The sequence below is a fragment of the Microbacterium sp. Mcb102 genome (assembly GCF_024519805.1).
In the GTDB taxonomy this organism is placed as follows: domain Bacteria; phylum Actinomycetota; class Actinomycetes; order Actinomycetales; family Microbacteriaceae; genus Microbacterium.
The window spans coordinates 45,582-66,994 of the sequence record NZ_JALJRG010000006.1 but is presented as its reverse complement, the minus strand read 5'-3'; the positions used below and the strand labels follow the sequence as shown (position 1 = coordinate 66,994).

Here is a 21,413-nt window from a genome sequence, read left to right as displayed (position 1 = left end):
ATGGCCGAGACCACCGATGCCCGCGTCGCCGTCTACCTCGACTTCGACAACATCGTCATCTCCTGGTACGACCGGGTGCACGGGCGCAACGCCTACGGCAAGGACCGGCAGCGGATCACCGAGAACCCGAACGACCCCGACGTCGTCGAGCGCCTCAGCCGGGCCATGATCGAGGTCGGCGCCATCATCGACTACGCCGCGTCCTTCGGCACCCTGGTGCTGACGCGCGCATACGCCGACTGGTCCTCCCCCGTGAACGCCGTGTACCGCTCGCAGCTCGTGGCCCGCGCCGTCGACCTCGTGCAGCTCTTCCCGGCCGCCGCGTACGCCAAGAACGGCGCCGACATCCGGCTCGCCGTCGACGCGGTCGAAGACATGTTCCGCCTACCCGACCTCACGCACGTCGTGATCGTGGCCGGCGACAGCGACTACGTGCCGCTCGCGCAGCGCTGCAAGCGACTCGGACGCTACGTGATCGGCGTGGGTGTCTCCGGCTCGACGGCCAAGTCGCTCGCCGCTGCCTGCGACGAGTTCGAGTCGTACGACTCGCTGCCCGGTGTCGTGCGTCCGGTGAAGGCGGCTCCCGCCGTCGCGGCCGCGAAGGGCGAGGCCGTCGCGGAGCCCGCGCCGGAGACGGTTCCCGACGCGGCCGACGCGGCGGATGCGCCGAAGGCCAAGGCCCCGCGCCGCGCGAGGTCGAAGGCAGCCGCGCCCAAGGTCGAGGAGCCCAAGCTCGACGAGCAGGGCGAAGCGACACAGTTGCTCGAGCGCGCCCTGCGTCTCGGCCACGACAAGGCCGATGCCGACGAGTGGCTGCACAGCTCCGCCGTGAAGACGCACATGCGCCGCATGGACCCCTCGTTCAGCGAGAAAGCCCTCGGCTACCGCTCGTTCTCCGACTTCCTCAAGTCACGCGACGACATCGCGGAACTCGAAGAGACCGGGCACGAGCGCCTCGTGCGCCTGCGCGAGCTGACGGGCTGATCGAAGCCCTCACTCCACGAAGTCGTACTCCTGGAACTCGGCGACCTCGGGCACCCACCGCTCCGCGACGAACGCCCGGTGCGCGGGATGGACGTCATAGGTGTCGTAGACGCTCTGATCGGCGAACACCATCGAGAACTGATGCGTGAGATCGCTCTTCGCGCTGACCTGGCGACGGATCGTGAAGTCCTCGACGCCGGGGATCGACGTGAGCACGGCGTGGCCGGTCGCCAGGAACTCCCGCTCCTCCACGGAACCGGCCGGATGGATCAGGCGGAAGACGACGGTGTGCTGGATCGGCATGGGGCTCCTGTCGGGGTGGTCACTGGTTGCTGAACGCGGCGTCGAACGAGGCTTCGGGCTTCGGCCACAGCAGCGAGCGCACGTACGCCAGCGCCTCGGGGGCGCCATGCAGGCGGTCCATCCCGGCATCCTCCCACTCGATCGAAATGGGGCCGGAGTAGCCGATCGCATCCAGCGCGCGGAACGAGTCCTCCCACGGCACATCCCCGTGCCCCGTCGAGACGAAGTCCCAGCCGCGCCGAGGGTCGCCCCACGGCAGGTGCGAGCCGAGCACGCCGGCCCGGCCGTTGTGCGGACGCATCCGGGTGTCCTTGCAGTCCACATGGTAGATCCGGTCCGCGAAGTCCACGATGAACCCGACCGGATCGATGTTCTGCCACATCATGTGCGACGGGTCCCAGTTGAACCCGAACGCCTCCCGGTGATCGATCGCCTCCAGCGCGCGCACCGACGACCAGTAGTCGTACGCGATCTCCCCCGGATGCACCTCGTGCGCGAACCGCACGCCCTCCGCATCGAACACGTCGAGGATCGGGTTCCATCGGGCCGCGAAGTCCTCGAACCCACCCTCGATGACGGATGCCGGCACCGGCGGGAACATCGCCAGATACGGCCAGATCGACGAGCCGGTGAACCCGACGACTGTGTCGATGTCGAGCTTGCGCGCGACGCGGGCCGCCCGCTTCATGTCTTCGGCCGCCCGCTGCCGCACGCCCTCCGCCTCACCGTCACCCCACACGTACTCGCGCAGGATCGCCTGGTGTCGGAAGTCGATCGGCGCATCGCACACGGCTTGACCGGCGAGATGGTTCGAGATCGCGAAGATCTTCAGCCCGTGCCGGTCGAGGATCTCCCGGCGCGACGCCACGTAGGCGTCGTCTTCGTCGGCACGCCGCAGGTCGAGGTGATCCCCGGACGCGGCGACCTCGAGCCCGTCGTACCCCCACTCGGCTGCAAGTCGGGCGACTTCCTCGAACGGGAGGTCCGCCCATTGCCCGGTGAAGAGGGTGACCGGATGCGTGCTCATGGATGCTCCAATGCTCGGAGGGCAGCGATGCTGCGTGCGGCGAGTTCGTCCTGACTCGGGGCGAGCGGCCGCCACACCGAGGCCGCGACCGCGATGGTGGCGTTCTCCCCCGTGAAGCTCTCCAACCCCAGCGGGCCGCGATAGCCGGCATCGTCGAGGGCCGCGAGGATCCCGGGCCAGTCGGTGTGATCGTCGCCGACGGCCCCTCGGTCACTCCCGCACACCTGCACGTGGGCGATCGCAGCACCGGCGGCCCGGATCGCCTCGTCGGGCTTCTTCTCTTCGATGTTGAGGTGATACGTGTCGAGCGCGAGCCCGAGACCGGCGCCGAGCAGCGGGCCGAGCGCATCGAGGCTCTGCTCGACCGTGTTGAGCAGGCTCGTCTCGTAGCGGTTCAGCGGCTCGATCGCCAGCGTGATCCCCGCCTCGGCGGCCTCGGCCACGAGGGGCGCGAGGTTCTCCCTCAGCTCCCCCACGACCGCCGCCCGCTCGTCGGCATCCATCCGCCAGGTCACGCCGGTCGGCGCGTAGAAGGGGCCGGCCACGACCTCGGCCCCGAGCGTCTGCGCCGCCGCGATGCAGGCGCGCAGGTAGGTCTGCGTCGAGACGACGTCGCCGGCACGGGCGACCAGCGAGCGTCCGGGCCCCATTGCTCCGACAACGATCGCGTCGAGCCCGAGCGCGTCGAGCAGGTCGCGGGTGCGCACAGGGTCCCAGTCGCCAACGCTCTCGAGCGGCAGCTCCAGGGCGTCGTACCCGAGGTCCTTGGCCTTGCGGGCGAGCGGCTCGAGCGACGCGTCGGTCAGCGGAGACGTCCACACCCAGGTGTTGACGGCGATCGTGCGGGGCATCGTTGTCCTTGTGATCGTGAAGCGCTCCCACCCTCCCACCCCGCGGGTGCGGAGCGGAAGGGCGGGAGCGGATTTCGGTTACGGGATCTGACGCTGCTGCCACACCGTCGGGTAGCCGGGGAGGTTCTCCCCGCCGAACTTGGCGTAGTGGCCGTCGGGCATGCCCTCATTGGCCTTCAGGTAGTCGTCGAGCTCGGGCTCCGTGATCGGCTTCTGCGGGAGGACCCATTCCTTCGGGACCTCTTCTCCGGCGAAGATCATCTGCGCCGCGAGCAGCGGAGTGCGCCACTGGAAGTTGGAGTACACCGGCGCGAGGCCCGTGAGCCCCGTGTCCTTCCACTTGCGCAGGAAGCTCATCTCGTCCTCACCGGTCATGACCGGGTAGTCCGCTCCGGCGTCCTCGAACGCCTCGATGGCCGCGACGGCGCCGTCACCGGCGTCCATCCAGATGCCGTGCACGTCGCCCTTGGCGAGCTCGTCGCTGATGATGCTCTTGATCTCGGCGGGGTCGGCACCCGTGAAGTGATCCACGGCCTCGATGCCGGCCTCGTCGAAGAGCTTCTCGGCGGCGGCCCAGCGGTGCTCGAGCACGTCGACACCCGGGAGGATGCGCAGCGCCACGACCTTGTCGCCCTCTTCGAGGTTGTCGATGAGGAACTCGGCGGTGTCGATGCCCCAGGCGAAGCCGCCGATCGGGTGGATGAACGTGACCGGGCAGTCGGTGTTCACACCGCGGTCGAACACGACGACCGGCTTGCCCGTCTCGCAGGCCCGCTCGACGGCCGGGGTCATGGCCGCCGTGCTGTTCGGCGAGATGAGGAAGACGTCGCATTCGCCCTCGGCGATGAAGTAGTCGATGTCCGCGATCTGCGTGTCATCGGAGTCCTGCGCGTCGCGGGTCTCCATCTCGCTGATAGCGCCCGCGTCCTGCAGCGACTTCAGCTGCTCGTTCATCGTGATCCAGCCGGTCTGGCGCCACGGGTTGGAGATCGACGCGTTGGCGAAGCAGGCCTTCTTGGCCCCTTCGCTCGCGAACTCCGCCGTGTCGACCATCTCGGCGTTGATGTGCTGCAGGTAGGGCTCGTCTTCCGGCCCCTGAGGGGTGACGCCGCGCTCCTCGTCCTGCTTGTCGAAGAGCTCCTGGTCGAACCACTCTGTCGTCTCTGCCGTCTCCTTGGGGTTCTCCGACTCCGCCGGCGCCACGGACGGGTCGGTCGTACACCCGGCGAGCGCGATGAGGCCGAAGAGAGCCACCCCTGCGGTGGCGATCTTCATCGATCGTCGCATTGCTAATCTCCTCTGGTTTCTGTGTTGATGGTGCTGGTGGAACTGGTGGTTTCAGGGATTCTGGTTGCTTCAGGGATTCTGGGGTCTTCGGGAGGGATGTCCGAGGGCAGCGGCCCGCGCTTGCGCCGCGCCCGGAAGGCGACGGCGGAGTAGGCGACCGCGGCGATGATGATCACGCCCTGCACGGCATCGCGCAGCGTCGAGGGGATCCCGGCGATGTTGAGCAGCATGAACAGGGCCTCGAGGGCGAAGGCACCGGCGACCGCGCCGACGATCCAGCCGCGACCACCGCCCAGCACCACGCCTCCGAGCACCACGGCGGTGATCGCCGTGAACTCGTATCCGCGGCCGACCGAGGGATGCACGCCGGCGTATCCGACGAGGAGCACGGCCGACAGGGACGCGGAGAGCGACGAGATGACGAACGCGCGCGTCGTCACCCAGGCGCGGCGGGCCCCGGCGTAGTCGACCGCACCGGCGTTGTCGCCGACCGCGATCAGCGTCTTGCCCAGCGGGCGCTTGGTGATCCAGATGCCGAGTCCCAGCCACACGATCAGCAGCAGCACCGCCCAGGGGATGAACTCGAGGAACGGCACGTCGCGGATGCCGCCGCGGCCGATCTCGCGGAAGCTGTCGGCCGGGTTCCCGGTGGCCGCTCCCCCGGTCCACCACATCACTCCACCCAGGAGGGCGAGCATCATGCCGAGCGTGACGATGAACGACGGCACCTTCAACAGTGTCGTGATCACCCCGTTCACGAGCCCGACGGCCACAGCGAAGACGATCATGAGCAGCAGGACCGGCACCGTGCGTGCGTCGTCCTGACCGACCAGGTTGCCGGCGATGATCACCTGCGCCGTGATGAGCGAGCCCTGCGAGAGGTCGAACTCCCCCGCGATGATCACGAAGTACTGCCCGATCGCGACGATCGCGATGGGCGCCACCCGCTGGATGAAGCGCATGAACTGACCGGGCTCGGCGAAGCTCGGGTTGAGGATCGTGACGGCCACCAACAGCAGCACGAGCAGCAGGAACACGGCCCCACGGGGGCTCACGAGAGTGCGCAGCGCGTTCATGAGCGTCCTCCTTCCGTGGCGGTGCCGATATCGGATGCGGTGACAGTGGTGACGTCGGCGAGCTGCGACGCGGCGGCGGCCATCTCGGGCGCCGCCGCCTTCGCGGCATCGTCCCCACCGGTGCGGGTGCCTCCGGCGCCGAAGCGCGGACGGCGGCGGATGATCGAGCGGCGGCTGTAGACGGCCACTGCGGCGACGATGACGACGCCGCGGACGACGTCCTTGAGGAACGGGTTGACCTGCATGACGCTCATGACGTTGTCGACGACCGCGAGGATCGCCACGCCGCCGATCGTGCCCCAGACGGAGCCGCGTCCACCGAGCAGCAGCGTTCCGCCGAGCACGACCGCCGCGATCGAGAGCAGCGCGTAGCCGCCCTGCTGCCCGACTGTCGGGCTGCCGACGCCGAGGCGGCTGGCGAGCAGCAGACCCGCGAGACCCGCGAACACCGAACAGAGCACGTGCGCCCAGATGAGCGGCATCCGGGTGCGCACGCCGGAGAGCCGGGCGATCTCGGGATCGCCGCCGACGGCGTAGAGGTGGGCGCCGGTGCGGGTGCGGTTGAGGAGCACCCAGATCACGACGGCCAGCACGATCATGATGAGCGTGGAGACCGGGATGGGGCCGACGCCGGTGGCGCCGATGAGCTGGAACGCCCAGGGCACCTTCCCCGCGGATCCCTCGAAGTTCGTGTTGAGGATGCCCTGCAGGATGAGTCCGACGCCGAGTGTGGCGATGAAGCCGTTGACCTTGAGCACCGTGACGATGAGCCCGTTCACGAGACCCACGCCGGCGCACACGAGCAGCGTGACGATCACGGCCACCGGGATGTTCGCCGCGTTGTCGTTCATCATCGTGGCCGCCAGCAGACTCGACAGGCTGATCACGTAGGTGACAGAGAGGTCGAGAGAGGCGCCGAGCACCACGAGCGTCTGCCCGATCGCGACGAGGCCGAGCACGCTCATGCCGGTCAGGATGTCGCGGATGTTGCCGGCACTGAGGAAGTTGCGCCCCACGGTGCCGACCAGGATCGCGCCGATGACGAGCACCAGGAGCAGGATGCCGAGCACGATGACCGTGGAATCGATCTTCAGACGCTTCATCGCGCACCTCCGTCCGTCGCGGTGCCGGGATCGAGGGTGCCGGGATGGGCGGCGCCGGTCGCGGCCCCGAGGATCTCGTGCTCGGCGGAGCCCGCCGGCAGTTCGGCGACGAGTTCGCCGTCGTGCATGACCAGGATCCGGTCGCTCATGCCGATCACCTCCGGCAGTTCGCTCGACACCATCAGCACGGCCTTCCCTTGCGCTGCGAGCTCGCGCATCAGCTGGTAGACGGCGTACTTCGCACCGACGTCGATGCCGCGGGTGGGCTCGTCGAAGAGCACGATCTGCGGCTGGGTGAGCAGCCACTTGGCCAGCACCACCTTCTGCTGGTTGCCGCCGGAGAGGAAGCGCACCTCCTGATCCAGGCCCCGCGAGCTGACCTCGAGCGAGCTCAGGATGCCGGGCACCTCGCGACGGGATGCGGTGGTCCGCCCGGCGAAGACGCTGCGGACGACCAGGAGCGCGTTGTCGAGGACGGACTGCCCGAGGGCGAGGCCCTGCGCCTTGCGGTCCTCCGAGACGAGGGCGAGGCCGGCACGGACGGCGGCGCGGGCGGTGCCGATCCGCACGGGCGCCCCGTCGATGCGCATCGATCCGCGGGTGAAGGCCTGGATGCCGAACACCCCTTCCACCAACTCGGTGCGTCCGGAACCCTGCAGACCGGCGATGCCGACGATCTCCCCGGCGCGGAGTGCGAGGGAGACCCCGTCGACGTAGGCGTTGCCGCAGCCGTCGAGTTCGAGCCGCGCCTTCCCGACCGTCGTGCCCTCGACCGCATCCGGGAAGTACGACTGGATGGAGCGGCCGACCATGCGCCGCACGAGCTCATCCGTGGTCAGTGCCGCGGTCTCGTCGGTCGAGACGAGCGCGCCGTCCTTGAGGATCGTGATGCGATCGCACAGGTCGAAGATCTCCTTCAACCGGTGCGAGACGTAGATCACGGCGACGCCGCGGGAGGTGAGCCGGCGGATGATCGCGTAGAGCAGCTCGACCTCGCGGTCGCTGAGGGCGGCGGTCGGCTCGTCCATCGAGATGACCCGAGCATCGAAGGAGAGCGCCTTGACGATCTCGACGATCTGCTGCTCGGCGACCGTGAGCGAACCGACGCGCGCGGTCGGCTCCATGAAGGAGACCCCGAGGTCGGTCAGTAGGTCGGCGGTCCGCGAGTTCATGGCGCGCTGGTCGACGAATCCCCGCCGACGCGGCTCGCGTCCGAGGTAGACGTTCTGCGCCACCGTGCGCTCCGGCAGCAGGGTGAACTCCTGGAAGACCGTGACGATGCCGGCATCCATCGCCTGGCGCGGGTGCGCGTGATGCACCTCTTCGCCGCGATACGAGATCGTGCCCTCATCGGCCGGCTGCACGCCGGCGATGATCTTCATCAGCGTGGACTTGCCCGCGCCGTTCTCGCCGACGAGACCGTGCACCTCGCCGGGTCGCACGTCGAAGTCGATGCCGCCCAGAACCTCGACGCCGAAGAACGACTTGCGGATGCCGGCCACCTGCAGCACGGGCTCGGTCGTGGTCGTGATCATGCCGTCACCTCCACCCATCGTCCGCCATCGGCCGCCGAGGCGAGCACGGCCTCCGTGAGCACGGCCGAGCGGTATCCGTCGGCGAAAGTCGGGAGCCCATCGGGTTCCGCACCGGCGATCGCCGCATAGACGTCGGCGATGAAGCTGTTGAAGGCATCCTGGTACCCCATCGGGTGTCCTGCCGGAACCCGCTGCAGCCGCGCGGAATCCGGGTCGGCGGTGGCGGGGTCGCGCAGCAGCAGCCGGGATTCCTCGCGCATGCCGATCCACAGCTCCTCGGGGCGCTCCTGCTCGAAGCGCAGGCTCTGCCGCGAGCCGTGCAACTCGAGGGTGAGGGCGTTCTTGCGGCCGGCGGCCATCTGCGAGATGAGCAGCGTGCCGAGGCCGCCCGACTCGGTCTCGACGAGCACCGCGACGATGTCCTCCGTGTCGACCGACTGCCCCGAGCGCTCCGAGAAGACCCGACGGGTGCGGGCGCTCAGCGCGTGGATACGCTCGCCGATCACGAACTCGATCAGGTCGCACAGGTGGGAGCCGATGTCGGCGAAGGCGCGGGATGCGCCGCCGGACTCGGAGCGCACCCGCCAGTCGTCGTCGCTCGACAGCAGCATCCAGTCCTGCAGATAGGAGCAGTCGAGGGTGAGCAGGTCGCCGGCCTCGCCGCGGGCGATCCGTGCTCTGGCCTCGCGCACCATCGGGTGGTAGCGGTAGATGAACGGCACGGCCGCCACCAGCCCGCGGGCCTCGGCCGTCTCGGCGAGAACCCTCGCGTCCGGGGCCGTCGTCGCGAGCGGCTTCTCGCACACGACGTGCTTGCCGGCGTTCAGAGCCTGGAGCGCCAGTTCGGCGTGCGTGGCGTTGGGCGTGCAGATGTGCACGACGTCGATGTCGCCCGCTTCCAGCAGACCGGCCGCATTGCTCTCGGCTCGACCGGCGCCGAGCGCCAGTGCGGCATCGCGGCTTCCTTCGCGAGACCGGGTGGCGACGGCGCGCAGTTCGCCGCCGGCGTCGCGGGCCGCAGTGCGATGCACGCGGGCCATGAATCCTCCGCCGAGGATGCCGGCTCGGATCGTTCCGAGACCGGTGTCAGTGACATCCGTTGTCATGCGGCGATTCTGACACAGACCTACAGACTTTTGCTAGACCTTCGTCAAAAGTTATCTGACGGAAATCGGAAGTCGATCGGCGAGACGCCGAAGTGCTGTGGTTTACTGACGCAATGGTTGACGTTCTCAGGCCCGCTCCGGCGATCGCATCGGGGATCGGAGAGATCTTCCAGATCCTCCGCGACGGCCACGCCAGGACGAAGGCGGAACTCGCCGTCCTCACCGGCCTCGCCCGGTCGACGGTCGCCCTGCGGGTCGACGCGCTCCTCGCCGCCGACCTCGTCCGCCCCGCCGGAGAAGCCGTCTCCACGGGCGGCCGACCGCCCGCACGCGTGGCCTTCAACCCGCGCGCCGGGCTCGTGCTGGCGGTCGACCTCGGCGCCACGCACGCGACGGTCGCGGTCGCCGACCTGGCCGCCGTCATCCTCGATGCCCGCACGCGCACGATCGACATCGGCGACGGACCGGAGAGCCTGCTCGACACGATCCTCGCGGATGCCGCCGCCCTGCTCGACTCAACCGCCGGCGGCCTCCCGCTCGTCGGCGTCGGCATCGGCGTCCCCGGCCCCGTCGAGCACTCCACCGGCCGACCCACCAATCCGCCGATCATGCCGGGCTGGGACCGGTTCGACGTGCCCGCCTACGTGCAGAAGACCTTCGACGTGCCCGTTCTCGTCGACAACGACGTCAACATCCTCGCCCTCGGCGAGCAGGCGATGAGCTGGCCACAGGTCGAAGACCTCGTCTTCGTCAAGGTGTCGACCGGCATCGGCGCCGGCATCATCGCGGGCGGCCAGCTGCAGCGCGGCGCGCAGGGATCCGCGGGAGACATGGGCCACGTGCAGGTGCCCGCGGGCGCGGGGTCGACCCGCGAGCCGGGCGATGAGCGCGACCTCGAGGCCCTCGCCAGCGGTTCCGCCCTCGCGATCGCGCTCCGCGAGGAAGGGCTCGACGTGCACGGCCCCTCGGACGTGGTCGACCTGGTCCGCGCCGGAAACGCCGCCGCGATCGAGGCCACCCGTCAGGCGGGGCGTGATGTCGGCGAGGTCCTCGCGACCGTCGTCAATCTCCTGAACCCGTCGATCATCGTGCTGGGCGGCAGCATCGCCCGCGCCGGTGAGCACCTGCTCGCGGGTGTGCGCGAGGTCGTTTACCGCCGCTCGATCCCGCTCGCGACGCAGCATCTGGCGATCGTGCAGTCCCAGGCGGGCGACCGCGCGGCCGTGCTGGGGGCCGCGATCATGGTCGCGCGCGAGGTGCTCTCCCCTGCGAGCGTCGACCGCTACGTGGCGGCGAAGGCGCGCTGATCCGCACCCCGCCGCCCCGAGCGGCGACCGTCAGAGCGTGGCCTCGAACGGATCGAAGTCCGCGGCGATCGCGCCCACCTGATCCAGCGTGCTCTCGACCGGGACGAAGCTCCGCGATTCGGCCGCCTCCTCGATCGACAGGAGCGTGTCGAGCACGTGGTAGCCGAACTCCCCCGTGGCGACGTGCGGCCGGCCGGCCGCGATCGAGCGGGCCATGTCGAGCAGCCCGACACCACGACCGGAGAGCACACCCTCCTGCGCGATGTCGACGATCTCCTGCGTCATCGGCTCCGGCGGAACGAACTGACGTGTGAGCGGACGCGTGATGGTGATCGGACCGCCGAAGGTGTTCGGGTCGGGGATCACGATCGTGCCCTCGGTGCCGGTGATCTCGACGATCCCTTGCCGCAGCAGCGGTGAGTCGGTGCTGTACAGGCTCTGCGCCTGGCCGCCCTCCTCGAAGTCCATCAGCACGCTGAGCGTGGACGGGATCTCGACCGGGAACTCCTGGCCCGCCAGCTCGCCGACCTGCACACGGCGCGTCGGCGACCCCTGCAGCCCGAGGGCGGCGACCGCGGCGACCGGTCCGAACACGTGCACGAGGGTCGACACGTAGTACGGGCCCATGTCGAGCAGCGGCCCCGCGCCCTTGGCGTAGAGGAACGCAGGGTTCGGGTGGAAGATCTCCGGACCCTGCCACTGGAAGGTGGTCTGACCGAACAGCGGGCGCCCGATGTCGCCGCGCGCGATCGCCCGCTTGGCGGTCTGCACGCCCGGCCCGAGCACGGTATCCGGGGCCACGCCGACGCGGAGGCCGGCAGCATCCGCCGTCTCCAGCAGCCGACGCGACTCCTCGCGGCTGACGCCGATCGGCTTCTCTGTCCAGACGTGCTTGCCCGCAGCGATGATCGCCTCGGAGACCTCGACGTGCACCGCCGGGATCGTCAGGTTCACGACGATGTCGATCTCGGGGTCGTCGAGCACCACGTCGACGCCGCCGGCACGCGGGACGCCGTACTTCGCGGCCTGCGCCTTCGCACGCTCCTCGATGACGTCGGCGACCGCGATCACACGGACGTCCGGGAAGGTGGTGAGGTTCGACAGGTACTGGTCGCTGATGTTCCCGGCACCGATGATGCCGACTCCGACGGGACCCGCCATCAGCCGGCGACCTTCTCGTCGAGGAAGACACGGCTGCGCTCGATCGCGTCGAACAGGTCGCCCTCGTAGTGGTCGAACTCGACGATCGCGAGCTCGAGCGCCGGGGCGGCGGCGATGGCTTCGACCAGCGGAACGGACCCTTCGCCCGCGGCCACCTGGTCGGCGGGCGGGTAGGCGCCGGCGAGCGCCGGGTCGAGCGTGCCGTCCTTCGCGTGCACGGCGATCACGCGGTCGCCCAGGCGCTGCAGCAGCGCGACGGGGTCGACGCCGCCGCGAGCCACCCAGTACAGGTCGACCTCGAGCACGACGCGCTCGTCGAGCAGCCCCGCGAGGACCTCCAGCCCGGTCACCCCGTCGAAGACGGCCTCCAGCTCATGGGCGTGGTTGTGATACCCGACGCGGACGCCGACGGTCGCGCCGATCTCGGCGGCCGCGTTCAGCAGGCGGGCCGTCTCCTCGATCTGCGCGACGGACTCCCAGCGCGCGGGCTCGGTGTAGGGGTCGATGACCGTTTCCATGCCCAGCACCCGGGCTGCGGCGAAGACGACGTCGGGCGTGGGGACGGGGATGGTCGTGCCGCTGCCGTCGGGGTTCACGAACGACTCCGAAGCGAGGAAGGCGTGCCCGGACGGGGCGGTGAGTCCGGCGGCGGAGAGCGCGGCGGCGAGTGGTTCGGCGCGGCGGACGAAGTCGTAGGGCTCGACGGCCGTGAAGCCGCGGGCGGCGACCGCCGAGAGCGTGCCCTCTAGGTCGGCCTCCAGCTCGTCCTTGATCGTGAACAGCTGCAGGGAGGTCTGAATCGTCATCGGTCGTGCTCCTTCGGTCTTCGGTGACATGTGGGGGTCACTACCCCGTGCAGGCACGCTACCACCAAATACCTCCACGTGGAAGTTTTGATTCGCTAGACTCCCCCCATGCCCGCCGACACGCCAGAGCCTGCCGAGCAGCCCCGCCCGCGCGGCACCTACGCCAAGGGGATCGCTCGCCGACAGGAGATCCTCGATCGCGCCATCGAGGTCTTCGCCGCGCGCGGCTCCGACCGCACGAGCCTGCGGGCGATCGCGCGCGAAGTGGGCGTCACGCACGCCGCCCTCACCCACTACTTCGGGTCTCTCGAAGAGCTGCTCGTCGCCGTCTACGAGGAGAGCAACGCGCCGGGGCGACAGCCCGATCCCCCGTCGGCGGATGCGACGCCGGTCGAGATGATGATCGAGTCGGCACGTTTCAACCGCGCGATCCCCGGCCTCGTGCAGTTGTATTCGACGCTCGTCGCGACGGCACTCGAAGAGGGGCATCCGGCGGCGCGCACGTTCGCCACCGGTCGTTTCGCACGTCTGCGCGAACGGCTCGCCGAGACCGTTCGACGACAGCAGGAAGACGGGCAGATCCGGAAAGACGTCGACGCGGATGCCGTCGCGGCTCTCGTGGTCGCGGCGTCGGACGGCCTCCAGACGCAGTGGCTGCTGGATGAGACCGCGCCGCAGCACGAGGCGCTCGCCCTGCTCGACCGGCTCCTGCGCCCACCCGCCTGAGCGGCGGCGGACCGGCCGGGCGCACCCACCGTCGAGCTAGGCTCGAAACGTGACGCCCGTGCCGCAATCCCCCTACGCCCGGGCACTCGGCGAGCGCATCGACGAGCTGCACCCTCGGCTGCGCGCCTACTTCTCGGCGGTCCCCGACGGCGCCGTCGGCATCGGCGAGGGCGTGTTCCACGTCGTCGGTACGCCGCGGCGGTGGCTCTGGCCCGTCCTCCGCGTCCTCGAACGTCGCGGCGTCGTCGCCGCCGTCTGGGAGCGCGACGTGCCGTTCCGCGTCGAGAACCGCACGATCGCGTCCCGAGCCATCGGCGAGCGCACGTTCCATTTCGCCCGCGGCCCGTGGGTCATGCGCGATGCGGTCGCGCTCACCCGGCACGGTCGCGTGCTCGACGAACTCGGCGAACCCGGACTCATCGCGGCCTGCTTCGACGTCGACGTGCGCGACGGCGCATTGCACCTCACGAGTCGGGCCGTCGGTGTGCGACTGGGGCGGCTCCGAATGCGCATCCCCCGCCTGATCGCACCCGTCGTCCGCCTCACGGAGCGCTTCGACGACGCCATCGACCGGCAGCAGGTGGCACTCACGATCGACGCGCCTCTCCTCGGCCGCGTGTATGAATACCGCGGCGATTTCGAGTACCGCGTCCCGCCCCTCGCAGAGGTCCCCCGCATCGCAGATAAGGAGCAGTCCGCATGAACACAGGCCGAGTCGTGATCGGTGGATCCACGGGATTCATGGGCAGCCACCTCGTCTCCCGGTTCCGCGCCGAGGGCCGCGAGGTCGTCACGATCTCGCGCTCCGGCGCCGACATCCGCTGGGGCGATCAGGTCGAGATCGACCGCGCGGTCGACGGTGCGTCCCTGGTGATCGGGCTTGCCGGCAAGAGCGTCAACTGCCGGTACACGCCGGAGAACCGCGCCGAGATCTTCCGGTCCCGGCTCGACACCACCACCTCGCTGAGTACGGCGATCGCCCGCGCATCTGCGCCTCCCGCCCTGTGGGTGAACTCCTCGACGGCCACGATCTACCGGCACGCCGAAGACCGTCCGATGACCGAATCCACGGGCGAGCTCGGCACCGGCTTCTCGGTCGAGGTCGCGAAGGCCTGGGAGAAGGCGCTGTTCGCCGGAGAGCTGCCCGCCACGCGTCGCGTCGCCCTCCGCAGCGCGATCGTGCTCGGCCACGGCGGCGTGCTCGGGCCCCTGAAGAACCTCGTCCGGCTCGGGCTCGGCGGTCCGCAGTACGACGGCCGGTGGCCCGCGAGCGCCGCGCGACGCCGGGCCGGGACCGTTCACCACTTCCGCGCGCGCCGCGGGAGTCAGCGATTCAGCTGGGTGCACATCGACGACGTCGCACGCATCATCGACTTCATCGAGCAGACGCCGTCACTCGAGGGTCCCGTCAACGTCGCATCCCCGAATCCGGTCGACAACGTCGAGTTCATGGCGACGGTTCGTCGCGTGCTGGGCACTCGCATCGGCCCGCCGCTGCCCCGCTGGATGCTCGAGCTCGGCGCCATCGGCATCCGTACCGAGACCGAACTCGTCCTGAAGAGCCGGTGGGTGCTGCCGGAGAAGCTCACCGCCGCGGGCTTCGAGTTCCGCCACCCGCAGTTGGAAGAGGCGATCCGCGAGTCCTTCGACCGCGGAGGGGTCTCGGCCTAGGAGGCGGCGCCGGCGGATCCGGAGGCGGCGTCCCCGTCGCGGCGGCGCTTCTCGAGCTCCTCGCGGAGCCGCCATTCCTCGATCTCGCGGTCGAGATCGGCGATCTGCTGCTCGGTCGTGCGCGTGTCCGCCGGCGGCGAGGGGCGCACGTCGGTGCGGGTGGCGGTCGGCCGCTCGGCACGACGCACGCGAGGGATGGAGATGCCGGCCTCGCCGTACTCCCGTCCGATGGCGAACCACAGCACGCTGCCGACGAACGGCAACAGGATCACGATGATGATCCACACCATCTTCGGCAGGTGCTTCACCAGGGCGCTGTCGCGGGTGATGATGTCGATCAGTGCGCCGATCATCAGGGCGATGACGAGGAGCGAGAACAGGAACGGCATGAGTTCAGGGTAGACGACGGTGTGCCGGACCGCGCCGACCCGAACCGCTTCTACGGCAGCAGGTGTCCGGCAGCGCGGAACAGCTCGTACCACTCGGGCCGGGTCAGCTCGAGGTCGGCGCCCATCGCGGCCTCGCGCACGCGCTGGGGTGTGGTCGTGCCGAGGACCACCTGCATGCCGGCGGGGTGACGGGTGATCCAGGCGGTCGCGATGGCGAGCGGAGTCACGCCGTACGACGCCGCGAGGCGATCGATCACCGCGTTCAGCTCGGGGTACTCGGGGTTGCCGAGGAACACGCCGTGACCGCGGCCGTCCTGGAACGGCGACCAGGCCTGGATCGTGATGCCGTTGATGCGGCAGTACTCCACGATGCCGCCACCGTCGCGCACGGCGCTCTGCTCGTGGCCGGCGATGTTCGCCGCGACCGGCTGAGCGAGGATCGGCGCATGGGTGATCGACAGCTGCAGCTGGTTGGCGACCAGCGGCTGCCGGACGGCCGTGCGGAGCAGATCGATCTGCCGCGGCGTGTGGTTCGAGACGCCGAAGGCGCGGACCTTGCCCGAGGCCTCCAGATCGTCGAACGCACGGGCGACCTCCTCAGGCTCGACGAGCATGTCGGGGCGGTGGAGCAGCAGCACGTCGAGGCGGTCGGTCTGCAGGGCAGCGAGCGAGCCTTCGACCTGGGTCACGATGTGCTCGTACGAGAAGTCGAACGTCCCCTGCGCGGGCACGATCCCGCACTTGGTCTGCAGCACGATCTCGTCGCGCTCGGAGGCGCTGAGCCGCAGCGCATCGGCGAAGCGCGCCTCGCACTGGTGCATGCTCCCGCCGTAGATGTCCGCGTGGTCGAAGAAGTCGATGCCGGACTCCCGCGCTGTGGCGTAGAGCGCCCGGATGTGCGCCTCGTCTTTATCGTTGATGCGCATCATGCCGGCGACGACGGCGGGGGCGGTGGACGATCCGAACGGCACGGGCTTCATACGGACCACGCTACTGTGCGCGTCCGACGTCAGTCGTCGGCCGTGGATGCCGGGAGGAGTCTCGTGATCGGGATGTCGAGCGCCGCGGCGATGCTGGCGAGGTCGACGACCGTGAAGTCGACCTGACCCTCCAGCAGCTCCGAGAGCGCGTCCGGCGTGATGCCCGAGAGCTCGGACAGTCGAGCGAACGACAGCCCGGCGTGCATTCGCGCGCCGTTCACGGTGGATGCCAACATCTGACGCAATTCTGTCCCCATACGCCTACGCTAGTACCCCGCACGGACACGCAGACCTGTCGATTGCACCATAATGGCGGCATTCTGGAGTCGGTGCGCTGCTATCGTGAGCCGGGTGAAGACACCGGCCGAGGAATTCAACAACGCCGTGGGGCGCCAGATCCGCGGCGAGATCGCCGCGTCCAGGAGCAGCATCGCGGCGATGGCGCGCACCATCGGTATCGCGCGCAGCGCCCTCGACAACTACGTCACCGGCAAGCGTGCCATCCCAGTCCCGGTCGTCTACTCGGTCTGCGACGCTCTCGGCCTCGAGCCCCACGTGCTCTTCGCTCGCGCAGAGGAACGCCTCAGAGCAGACGGGGAGACGACCGCGCGCATCACCCCGATCCGCCCCACCCCCGATGTCGCCGGTCCGCGAGAAGATACCCGCGAGGTCGCCTTCGAATCCCGCACGTCGCACGACTCGGATACGGACGACCTCTACGACTAGCGGCGCACACGCTGCCGCCCCGGCACGGCGAGGAGGAGAGCGATGGACGACCTTCTGCACCTCGCCGAGGAACAGCGACTGCGCATCGTCGAGGGTCCCGGCCGCACGCGCGGCGGCTTCGATCCCCTGACCCGCACGATCCGACTCAGTCCCGGTATGAGCGCGCGCACCACACGCAGTGTGCTCGCCCACGAGCTCGGGCATGCGCAGTTCGGGCACACTCCCGCGCGCGTGCCCGTGATCCGCGCGCAGCAGGAGCGCCAGGCCGACGAGTGGGCGGCCTGTCGGCTGATCACCTCACGTGCCTATGCCGAGGCAGAAGAGCTCCGCGGGCCGCACCTGGCCAGTCTGGCCTTCGAGCTCGGGGTCACCATCGAGCTGGTCACCGCCTACCAGCAGCTCCTGCGTCAGGGTGCCGTCCCGGTCGCTGGTTGAATACCGTCATGGCCTTCCTCGTCGCTCCCGCCCCCGTCACCCTCACCGGCGAACTCGTCGAACTCCGTCCGCTCGAGCGCTCGCACGTCGACGGTCTCATCGACGCCGTGCAGGAGGGCGACCTGTGGAAGACGGCCTGGTACACCTCGGTTCCGGCCCCCGACGGCGTGGGCGCAGAAGTCGACCGACGCCTCTCGCTCATCGAGAAGGGCGAGATGGTGCCGTTCACCGCTTTCGGCGCCGACGGACGCATCCTCGGACTCACCTCGTACTACGACATCGTCGCCGACGTCCCGCGTCTGCACATCGGCTACACCTGGAACCGTCCGTCCGCCCACGGCACGGGTACGAACGCCGAGTCCAAGCTCCTCCTGCTCCGGCACGCCTTCGAGACGCTCGGGGTGTTCCGCGTCGGCCTGACCACGCAGTGGGTCAACTTCCAGTCGCGCACAGCCATCGAGCGGCTCGGAGCCAAGCAGGACGGCGTGATGCGGGCCATGAGCCGCTACCGCAACGGCGCGCTGCGCGACAGCGTGGAGTTCTCGATCATCGAGCCGGAGTGGCCCGCGGTGCAGGCCAACCTCGAGGCGAGGCTCGCCAAACGACGTTGAGCGGACGGCATTGCCGTCCGCGATACCTCACTCGGTGGCGTTGCCCGACCAGTTGTTCGACCGGCGGGTGGCCGACCCTCCCTGGCGGAGCATGAACGCCATCGCCAGCGTGACGAGGAGGAGGCCGCCGCAGAACGCGAGCGCCTGGAAGTCGGGCAGCCCGAACGAGATGCCCATCGTCCAGATGCCTCCGATGAAGAGGATCATGAAGAAGAGGAAGCTGAGGATCACGGGATCTCCTGTCGTCGGTGCCATTTACCAGGATAGCCCCGGCGCGGAAACCCCCTGTGCACCGGACTCGCGGCCTGGTGTCCTCGGAGGATGAAGACACCATTGACCGCGGTCGCCGTCTCCTGCACCCTGAAGCCGTCGCCCGCCTCCTCCAGTTCCGACCTTCTCGCCACGCAGCTGCTCGAGGCCCTCGCCGGTCACGGCATCACGGGCGACCTGGTCCGCGCCGTCGATCTGTCGATCAGCCCCGGCGTGGAGAAGGACATGGGTGACGGCGACGAGTGGCCGAGCGTGCGCCGACGCATCCTCGACGCCGACATCCTCGTGTTCGCCACTCCCACGTGGATGGGACAGCACTCCAGCGTCGCGCAGCGCGTGCTCGAACGCCTCGACGCCGAGCTCGGCGAGACAGACGCGCGAGGACGGCCCACCCTCTTCGACAAGGTCGCGATCGCGGGCATCGTCGGCAACGAGGACGGAGCCCACCACATCGCGGCGATCCTCTTCCAGTCGCTGAACGACGTCGGTTTCACCATCCCGGCCCAGGGCTCGGTCTACTGGAACGGGGAGGCGATGCACACCACCGATTACAAGGACCTCGACGAGACCCCCGAGAAGGTCGCCTCGGCGATCGGGACGGCGGCGCGGAACGCCGCGCACCTCGCTCGGCTGCTCAAGGCGCAGGAGTACCCGGCGGGGTGATGTCGATCACCCCGTGAGGTCGAGCACCCACTCGTTCACGGTCAGTTCTGCGCCCCGGAACGCCTCAGTGAACGTGCCGACCAGGGCGGAGCCGTTCCGGCGGCAGACGCTGTTGGACGCGGGGTTGTCGACGCCGGGGAATGCGGTGAGGAAACGCCTGTCACCTCGATGTGCGCGGGCATCGTCGATGAGCAGGGCGAGGGCTTTCGATGCCACGCCGCGCCCCTGCGCCTCGGGGCGGACGAACCAGCCGGTCTCCAGCGCGGGCTCGTCCCGCCAGTCCATGCGCCAGTAACCGATCGAACCGAGCGACGCCCCCTCGGCGTCTTCGATCACGAACATCCGTGCCTCGCCGGAGGCCACGAGCCGCAGATAGCGGGCCTGACGTTCCACGACCTGCTCCTCGGTCTCGGGACCGTTCAGATGAGCCGTCATCGCGGGGGTGTTGGCGGCATGCAGCAGCTCGAGGTCGTTCTCGGACCAGAGTCGGAGGCGGAGGGAATCCATGCACGGATGTTCGCATGAGCCACCGACGCTCTACCGGATCGGCTCACCGACGGAAGGTGACGACCTCATCCCGGCGCGATTTCTCGAGCGTCAGACCGGCGAGCTCGAGGCGCCGATACACCCGTCTCGGCAATGGCGGCAGCTCGGCGGAGAACCCTCGGGGCGGCTTCGCGATCCCGGTGACCACCGAGAGGTCGACACCGGACCCGCCGCGCGCTTCGAAGCGTGCGTAGTCGCTGCGGGTCCGCCAACGGAGGAGCTCGAGGTCCCGGAACGGGATCGAGTAACGGGCCTCCCCCACGCGGATCCGGAGTTCGTCGTTGCCGAAGGCGACAGCGCACTGCTGCGTGCGGCGACGCAGGATCGCGGTGAACGCCAGGTATACGGGGAGTCCGACCACGATCCCGAGGAGGAGGATGGCGAGGCGCGGGCCCATCCGCATCGCGAGGTCGTCGAGCGCGATCAGCGCGACGACACCGAGGAGCCCGAACACCACGACGATCGCCACGATCGCCTGCGTGAGGCTGCGCATCCGGAGCTCGATGCCGGGGAACCGCACGACCGAACCGTCGCCGCTCTCCTCGCGTTCCCACTCCGGGGCCACGGGCAGCGGGCGCTTCTTCGCATCCCGGCGCCCGAGCAGATCGGTGACGCGGCTGAGCAGCCCGAGCCAGATCCATCCGACCGCGGGGATCGCCGCCATCTGCAGCACCACGGCGACACCGCGAACGGCAGCGGGGAACGGGTCGAGCAGGTCTCCCCCGAACTCGATCACCGAGGCGACGAGCACGCCCAGGACCACGGCCACGATCACGTGGAGGATCGCGCCGTTGCGCGCGGGCACCATGTCGAACGTCGCATTCACGAACGCGAAGCCGAAGCACCAGCCGCCGACCAGCATGAGCAGGAAGGGGAAGAAGCTCAAGTCATCGCCCGCGACCGTGAAGACGATGGCGGCGAGCAGCAGCACCGCGCCCCAGAGGAGCGGGTTGCGCACCAGTTTCCGAGTCACGGTCGTGCGCACCCGCGCGTCGGCGGTGGTGTTCTCCGTCATCGGGATCCGCCCGCCTGCCCGCGTGCCGCGCGGACGATCTCCTCGAGCCGGCGGAGATAGGCGTCGAAGGACTCCCGCCCCGCCTCGGTCAGGGCGATGCGACGCGCGCGCTGATCGGTGGGGCTGTTCGTCACGACGACGACTCCCGCATCCGTCAGAGCGGACACGTGCTTCGACAGCGCGGACTTGCTCACCCCGACCAGGCGGAGCAGCGTCGAGAACTCGATGTAGTCCGCGGGGGCCAGGGCGGAGAGCACGCTCAAACGCACCGGCTCGTGCAGCAGCGGATCGAGGCGCGGCGCCACCGCATCCTCTCCCTGCGCGTCACTCATCTCGCTTCCCGGATGCCACCGGGGTGGGTGCACTCGCGAGGCGCTGCAGACCCGGTCGGCAGACGAGGAGGATCACGACGACGGCGGCGAGCGCTCCGATCGTGTTGGGGAGGATCCATCCCGCCGCACGCACCGGGAACTGCACGGCGGCGAATGCGGCGAGCGCCAGCAGGGCACCGCCCCAGACCAGCCAGGCGCCGGCGCGGTCGGACCAGGTCAGCCGCAGCCGGATCGACAGCATCGAGAAGAGCCCGACGATCCCCAGCACGACGAGTGCCGAGAGGTAGATCATGTCCATGTCGATCATCAACCCGATCGCCAGCGCTCCCGCCGACGCCACGAGGGAGGCGACCCACGCCCCGTTCCGCACCGACACGCTCTTCGTCTGCTTCACGGCCGCGAGGCGGGCCGCTGCTTCGTCGCTGTCCATGTTTCCCCTCGAATTTCGTTTCCCGAGAAGAAACTAACATGTAGTTTCCTCGCGGGCAACCACTGCGGAGCGA

The 21,413-nt window shown here is 69.4% G+C and carries 27 protein-coding genes; 9 read left to right on the top strand and 18 right to left on the bottom strand.

Translation table 11 applies throughout. The annotated features are described in order from the left end of the window. Positions 1-984, top strand: coding sequence for an NYN domain-containing protein (locus OC372_RS14770; RefSeq protein ID WP_262002518.1), 984 nt, complete (start codon positions 1-3; stop codon positions 982-984). A gap of 9 nt (positions 985-993) precedes the next feature. Here the strand turns inward: OC372_RS14770 and OC372_RS14765 are convergent, their stop codons facing one another. From OC372_RS14765 to OC372_RS14730, 8 genes are all read right to left on the bottom strand, one after another. Next, positions 994-1,287 carry a Dabb family protein gene (locus OC372_RS14765; protein WP_262002517.1) on the bottom strand — a complete coding sequence of 98 codons (294 nt, stop codon included), beginning with the start codon at positions 1,285-1,287 and terminating at the stop codon, positions 994-996. Positions 1,288-1,306: 19 nt separating this feature from the next. Then, positions 1,307-2,314, bottom strand: coding sequence for a sugar phosphate isomerase/epimerase family protein (locus tag OC372_RS14760; RefSeq protein ID WP_029262661.1), 1,008 nt, complete (start codon positions 2,312-2,314; stop codon positions 1,307-1,309). Beyond that, positions 2,311-3,165, bottom strand: a complete 855-nt coding sequence (locus OC372_RS14755; RefSeq protein WP_262002516.1) for a sugar phosphate isomerase/epimerase family protein — start codon at positions 3,163-3,165, stop codon at positions 2,311-2,313. The genes OC372_RS14760 and OC372_RS14755 overlap by 4 nt, the downstream gene beginning before the upstream one ends. A 78-nt stretch (positions 3,166-3,243) precedes the next feature. After that, positions 3,244-4,452, bottom strand: coding sequence for a substrate-binding domain-containing protein (locus tag OC372_RS14750; protein WP_262002515.1), 1,209 nt, complete (start codon positions 4,450-4,452; stop codon positions 3,244-3,246). A gap of 2 nt (positions 4,453-4,454) precedes the next feature. Next, positions 4,455-5,528, bottom strand: a complete 1,074-nt coding sequence (locus OC372_RS14745) for an ABC transporter permease (protein WP_262002514.1) — start codon at positions 5,526-5,528, stop codon at positions 4,455-4,457. After that, the gene (locus OC372_RS14740) at positions 5,525-6,631 is read right to left on the bottom strand and encodes an ABC transporter permease (protein ID WP_081859863.1); all 1,107 of its coding nucleotides are present in this window, start codon (positions 6,629-6,631) and stop codon (positions 5,525-5,527) included. Before OC372_RS14740 ends, OC372_RS14745 begins: the two co-directional genes overlap by 4 nt. Further along, positions 6,628-8,166: a sugar ABC transporter ATP-binding protein gene (locus OC372_RS14735; RefSeq protein WP_262002513.1), complete on the bottom strand. Its 1,539-nt coding sequence runs from the start codon at positions 8,164-8,166 to the stop codon at positions 6,628-6,630. The genes OC372_RS14740 and OC372_RS14735 overlap by 4 nt, the downstream gene beginning before the upstream one ends. Further along, complete coding sequence (locus OC372_RS14730) at positions 8,163-9,272, bottom strand: Gfo/Idh/MocA family protein (RefSeq protein ID WP_262002512.1); 1,110 nt, start codon at positions 9,270-9,272, stop codon at positions 8,163-8,165. Before OC372_RS14730 ends, OC372_RS14735 begins: the two co-directional genes overlap by 4 nt. Positions 9,273-9,385: 113 nt before the next feature. On the opposite strand from OC372_RS14730, the gene OC372_RS14725 reads away from it, so the two are divergent. After that, the gene (locus tag OC372_RS14725; RefSeq protein WP_262002511.1) at positions 9,386-10,579 is read left to right on the top strand and encodes an ROK family protein; all 1,194 of its coding nucleotides are present in this window, start codon (positions 9,386-9,388) and stop codon (positions 10,577-10,579) included. Positions 10,580-10,609: 30 nt separating this feature from the next. Here the strand turns inward: OC372_RS14725 and OC372_RS14720 are convergent, their stop codons facing one another. Further along, positions 10,610-11,740, bottom strand: coding sequence for a Gfo/Idh/MocA family protein (locus OC372_RS14720; RefSeq protein ID WP_262002510.1), 1,131 nt, complete (start codon positions 11,738-11,740; stop codon positions 10,610-10,612). After that, positions 11,740-12,546, bottom strand: a complete 807-nt coding sequence (locus tag OC372_RS14715; RefSeq protein ID WP_262002509.1) for a sugar phosphate isomerase/epimerase family protein — start codon at positions 12,544-12,546, stop codon at positions 11,740-11,742. The genes OC372_RS14720 and OC372_RS14715 overlap by 1 nt, the downstream gene beginning before the upstream one ends. A 108-nt stretch (positions 12,547-12,654) precedes the next feature. On the opposite strand from OC372_RS14715, the gene OC372_RS14710 reads away from it, so the two are divergent. The 3 genes from OC372_RS14710 to OC372_RS14700 are packed head-to-tail and all read left to right on the top strand — an operon-like array spanning position 12,655 to position 14,943. After that, positions 12,655-13,272: a TetR/AcrR family transcriptional regulator gene (locus OC372_RS14710; RefSeq protein WP_262002508.1), complete on the top strand. Its 618-nt coding sequence runs from the start codon at positions 12,655-12,657 to the stop codon at positions 13,270-13,272. Positions 13,273-13,321: 49 nt separating this feature from the next. Next, positions 13,322-13,975, top strand: coding sequence for a DUF4166 domain-containing protein (locus OC372_RS14705; protein WP_262002507.1), 654 nt, complete (start codon positions 13,322-13,324; stop codon positions 13,973-13,975). After that, entirely contained in the window at positions 13,972-14,943 is a 972-nt protein-coding gene (locus tag OC372_RS14700; RefSeq protein ID WP_262002506.1) for an epimerase, read from the top strand. The genes OC372_RS14705 and OC372_RS14700 overlap by 4 nt, the downstream gene beginning before the upstream one ends. Here OC372_RS14700 and OC372_RS14695 read toward each other — a convergent pair. Genes OC372_RS14695 through OC372_RS14685 form a run of 3 tightly spaced genes read right to left on the bottom strand, consistent with a single transcriptional unit; the run spans position 14,940 to position 16,569 of the window. Continuing rightward, positions 14,940-15,332: a PLD nuclease N-terminal domain-containing protein gene (locus OC372_RS14695; RefSeq protein ID WP_105710972.1), complete on the bottom strand. Its 393-nt coding sequence runs from the start codon at positions 15,330-15,332 to the stop codon at positions 14,940-14,942. The genes OC372_RS14700 and OC372_RS14695 overlap by 4 nt on opposite strands. Positions 15,333-15,382: 50 nt before the next feature. Next, positions 15,383-16,312 (bottom strand): aldo/keto reductase family oxidoreductase, encoded by a 930-nt coding sequence (locus OC372_RS14690; RefSeq protein WP_262002505.1) that lies wholly within the window; start codon positions 16,310-16,312, stop codon positions 15,383-15,385. Between the two features lie 29 nt (positions 16,313-16,341). After that, entirely contained in the window at positions 16,342-16,569 is a 228-nt protein-coding gene (locus OC372_RS14685) for a helix-turn-helix domain-containing protein (RefSeq protein WP_262002504.1), read from the bottom strand. A 94-nt stretch (positions 16,570-16,663) separates the two neighbouring features. Here OC372_RS14685 and OC372_RS14680 point away from each other — a divergent pair, with 94 nt between their 5' ends. From OC372_RS14680 to OC372_RS14670, 3 genes are read left to right on the top strand one after another with little or no spacing between them, the layout of a single operon-like run. Beyond that, positions 16,664-17,038 (top strand): helix-turn-helix domain-containing protein, encoded by a 375-nt coding sequence (locus OC372_RS14680; RefSeq protein ID WP_262002503.1) that lies wholly within the window; start codon positions 16,664-16,666, stop codon positions 17,036-17,038. 42 nt (positions 17,039-17,080) lie between these two features. Next, a complete protein-coding gene (locus tag OC372_RS14675; RefSeq protein WP_105710975.1) occupies positions 17,081-17,473 on the top strand; it encodes an ImmA/IrrE family metallo-endopeptidase in 393 nt (130 codons plus the stop codon). A gap of 8 nt (positions 17,474-17,481) precedes the next feature. Continuing rightward, positions 17,482-18,084, top strand: a complete 603-nt coding sequence (locus tag OC372_RS14670) for a GNAT family N-acetyltransferase (protein ID WP_029262679.1) — start codon at positions 17,482-17,484, stop codon at positions 18,082-18,084. 27 nt (positions 18,085-18,111) lie between these two features. Here the strand turns inward: OC372_RS14670 and OC372_RS14665 are convergent, their stop codons facing one another. Further along, complete coding sequence (locus OC372_RS14665) at positions 18,112-18,339, bottom strand: hypothetical protein (RefSeq protein WP_231481831.1); 228 nt, start codon at positions 18,337-18,339, stop codon at positions 18,112-18,114. Positions 18,340-18,405: 66 nt separating this feature from the next. On the opposite strand from OC372_RS14665, the gene OC372_RS14660 reads away from it, so the two are divergent. Further along, complete coding sequence (locus OC372_RS14660) at positions 18,406-19,017, top strand: flavodoxin family protein (RefSeq protein WP_105710976.1); 612 nt, start codon at positions 18,406-18,408, stop codon at positions 19,015-19,017. A 6-nt stretch (positions 19,018-19,023) separates the two neighbouring features. On the opposite strand, the gene OC372_RS14655 is transcribed toward OC372_RS14660, so the two are convergent. From OC372_RS14655 to OC372_RS14640, 4 genes are read right to left on the bottom strand one after another with little or no spacing between them, the layout of a single operon-like run. After that, positions 19,024-19,524 carry a GNAT family N-acetyltransferase gene (locus OC372_RS14655; protein WP_262002502.1) on the bottom strand — a complete coding sequence of 167 codons (501 nt, stop codon included), beginning with the start codon at positions 19,522-19,524 and terminating at the stop codon, positions 19,024-19,026. Positions 19,525-19,567: 43 nt separating this feature from the next. After that, a complete protein-coding gene (locus OC372_RS14650; RefSeq protein WP_262002501.1) occupies positions 19,568-20,578 on the bottom strand; it encodes a hypothetical protein in 1,011 nt (336 codons plus the stop codon). Beyond that, positions 20,575-20,910, bottom strand: coding sequence for a transcriptional regulator (locus OC372_RS14645; protein WP_105710979.1), 336 nt, complete (start codon positions 20,908-20,910; stop codon positions 20,575-20,577). The genes OC372_RS14650 and OC372_RS14645 overlap by 4 nt, the downstream gene beginning before the upstream one ends. After that, positions 20,903-21,340, bottom strand: a complete 438-nt coding sequence (locus OC372_RS14640; protein ID WP_262002500.1) for a hypothetical protein — start codon at positions 21,338-21,340, stop codon at positions 20,903-20,905. Before OC372_RS14640 ends, OC372_RS14645 begins: the two co-directional genes overlap by 8 nt. Positions 21,341-21,413 lie beyond the last annotated feature (73 nt).

Excerpts from the sequence above, each read along its gene's own strand:
- OC372_RS14770 (WP_262002518.1), top strand. The coding sequence starts at position 1 with ATGGCCGAGACCACCGATGCCCGCGTCGCCGTCTACCTCGACTTCGAC.
- OC372_RS14765 (WP_262002517.1), bottom strand. The coding sequence starts at position 1,287 with ATGCCGATCCAGCACACCGTCGTCTTCCGCCTGATCCATCCGGCCGGT.
- OC372_RS14760 (WP_029262661.1), bottom strand. The coding sequence starts at position 2,314 with ATGAGCACGCATCCGGTCACCCTCTTCACCGGGCAATGGGCGGACCTC.
- OC372_RS14755 (WP_262002516.1), bottom strand. The coding sequence starts at position 3,165 with ATGCCCCGCACGATCGCCGTCAACACCTGGGTGTGGACGTCTCCGCTG.
- OC372_RS14750 (WP_262002515.1), bottom strand. The coding sequence starts at position 4,452 with ATGCGACGATCGATGAAGATCGCCACCGCAGGGGTGGCTCTCTTCGGC.
- OC372_RS14745 (WP_262002514.1), bottom strand. The coding sequence starts at position 5,528 with ATGAACGCGCTGCGCACTCTCGTGAGCCCCCGTGGGGCCGTGTTCCTG.
- OC372_RS14740 (WP_081859863.1), bottom strand. The coding sequence starts at position 6,631 with ATGAAGCGTCTGAAGATCGATTCCACGGTCATCGTGCTCGGCATCCTG.
- OC372_RS14735 (WP_262002513.1), bottom strand. The coding sequence starts at position 8,166 with ATGATCACGACCACGACCGAGCCCGTGCTGCAGGTGGCCGGCATCCGC.
- OC372_RS14730 (WP_262002512.1), bottom strand. The coding sequence starts at position 9,272 with ATGACAACGGATGTCACTGACACCGGTCTCGGAACGATCCGAGCCGGC.
- OC372_RS14725 (WP_262002511.1), top strand. The coding sequence starts at position 9,386 with ATGGTTGACGTTCTCAGGCCCGCTCCGGCGATCGCATCGGGGATCGGA.
- OC372_RS14720 (WP_262002510.1), bottom strand. The coding sequence starts at position 11,740 with ATGGCGGGTCCCGTCGGAGTCGGCATCATCGGTGCCGGGAACATCAGC.
- OC372_RS14715 (WP_262002509.1), bottom strand. The coding sequence starts at position 12,546 with ATGACGATTCAGACCTCCCTGCAGCTGTTCACGATCAAGGACGAGCTG.
- OC372_RS14710 (WP_262002508.1), top strand. The coding sequence starts at position 12,655 with ATGCCCGCCGACACGCCAGAGCCTGCCGAGCAGCCCCGCCCGCGCGGC.
- OC372_RS14700 (WP_262002506.1), top strand. The coding sequence starts at position 13,972 with ATGAACACAGGCCGAGTCGTGATCGGTGGATCCACGGGATTCATGGGC.
- OC372_RS14695 (WP_105710972.1), bottom strand. The coding sequence starts at position 15,332 with ATGCCGTTCCTGTTCTCGCTCCTCGTCATCGCCCTGATGATCGGCGCA.
- OC372_RS14690 (WP_262002505.1), bottom strand. The coding sequence starts at position 16,312 with ATGAAGCCCGTGCCGTTCGGATCGTCCACCGCCCCCGCCGTCGTCGCC.
- OC372_RS14685 (WP_262002504.1), bottom strand. The coding sequence starts at position 16,569 with ATGGGGACAGAATTGCGTCAGATGTTGGCATCCACCGTGAACGGCGCG.
- OC372_RS14675 (WP_105710975.1), top strand. The coding sequence starts at position 17,081 with ATGGACGACCTTCTGCACCTCGCCGAGGAACAGCGACTGCGCATCGTC.
- OC372_RS14670 (WP_029262679.1), top strand. The coding sequence starts at position 17,482 with ATGGCCTTCCTCGTCGCTCCCGCCCCCGTCACCCTCACCGGCGAACTC.
- OC372_RS14665 (WP_231481831.1), bottom strand. The coding sequence starts at position 18,339 with ATGGCACCGACGACAGGAGATCCCGTGATCCTCAGCTTCCTCTTCTTC.
- OC372_RS14660 (WP_105710976.1), top strand. The coding sequence starts at position 18,406 with ATGAAGACACCATTGACCGCGGTCGCCGTCTCCTGCACCCTGAAGCCG.
- OC372_RS14655 (WP_262002502.1), bottom strand. The coding sequence starts at position 19,524 with ATGGATTCCCTCCGCCTCCGACTCTGGTCCGAGAACGACCTCGAGCTG.
- OC372_RS14650 (WP_262002501.1), bottom strand. The coding sequence starts at position 20,578 with ATGACGGAGAACACCACCGCCGACGCGCGGGTGCGCACGACCGTGACT.
- OC372_RS14645 (WP_105710979.1), bottom strand. The coding sequence starts at position 20,910 with ATGAGTGACGCGCAGGGAGAGGATGCGGTGGCGCCGCGCCTCGATCCG.
- OC372_RS14640 (WP_262002500.1), bottom strand. The coding sequence starts at position 21,340 with ATGGACAGCGACGAAGCAGCGGCCCGCCTCGCGGCCGTGAAGCAGACG.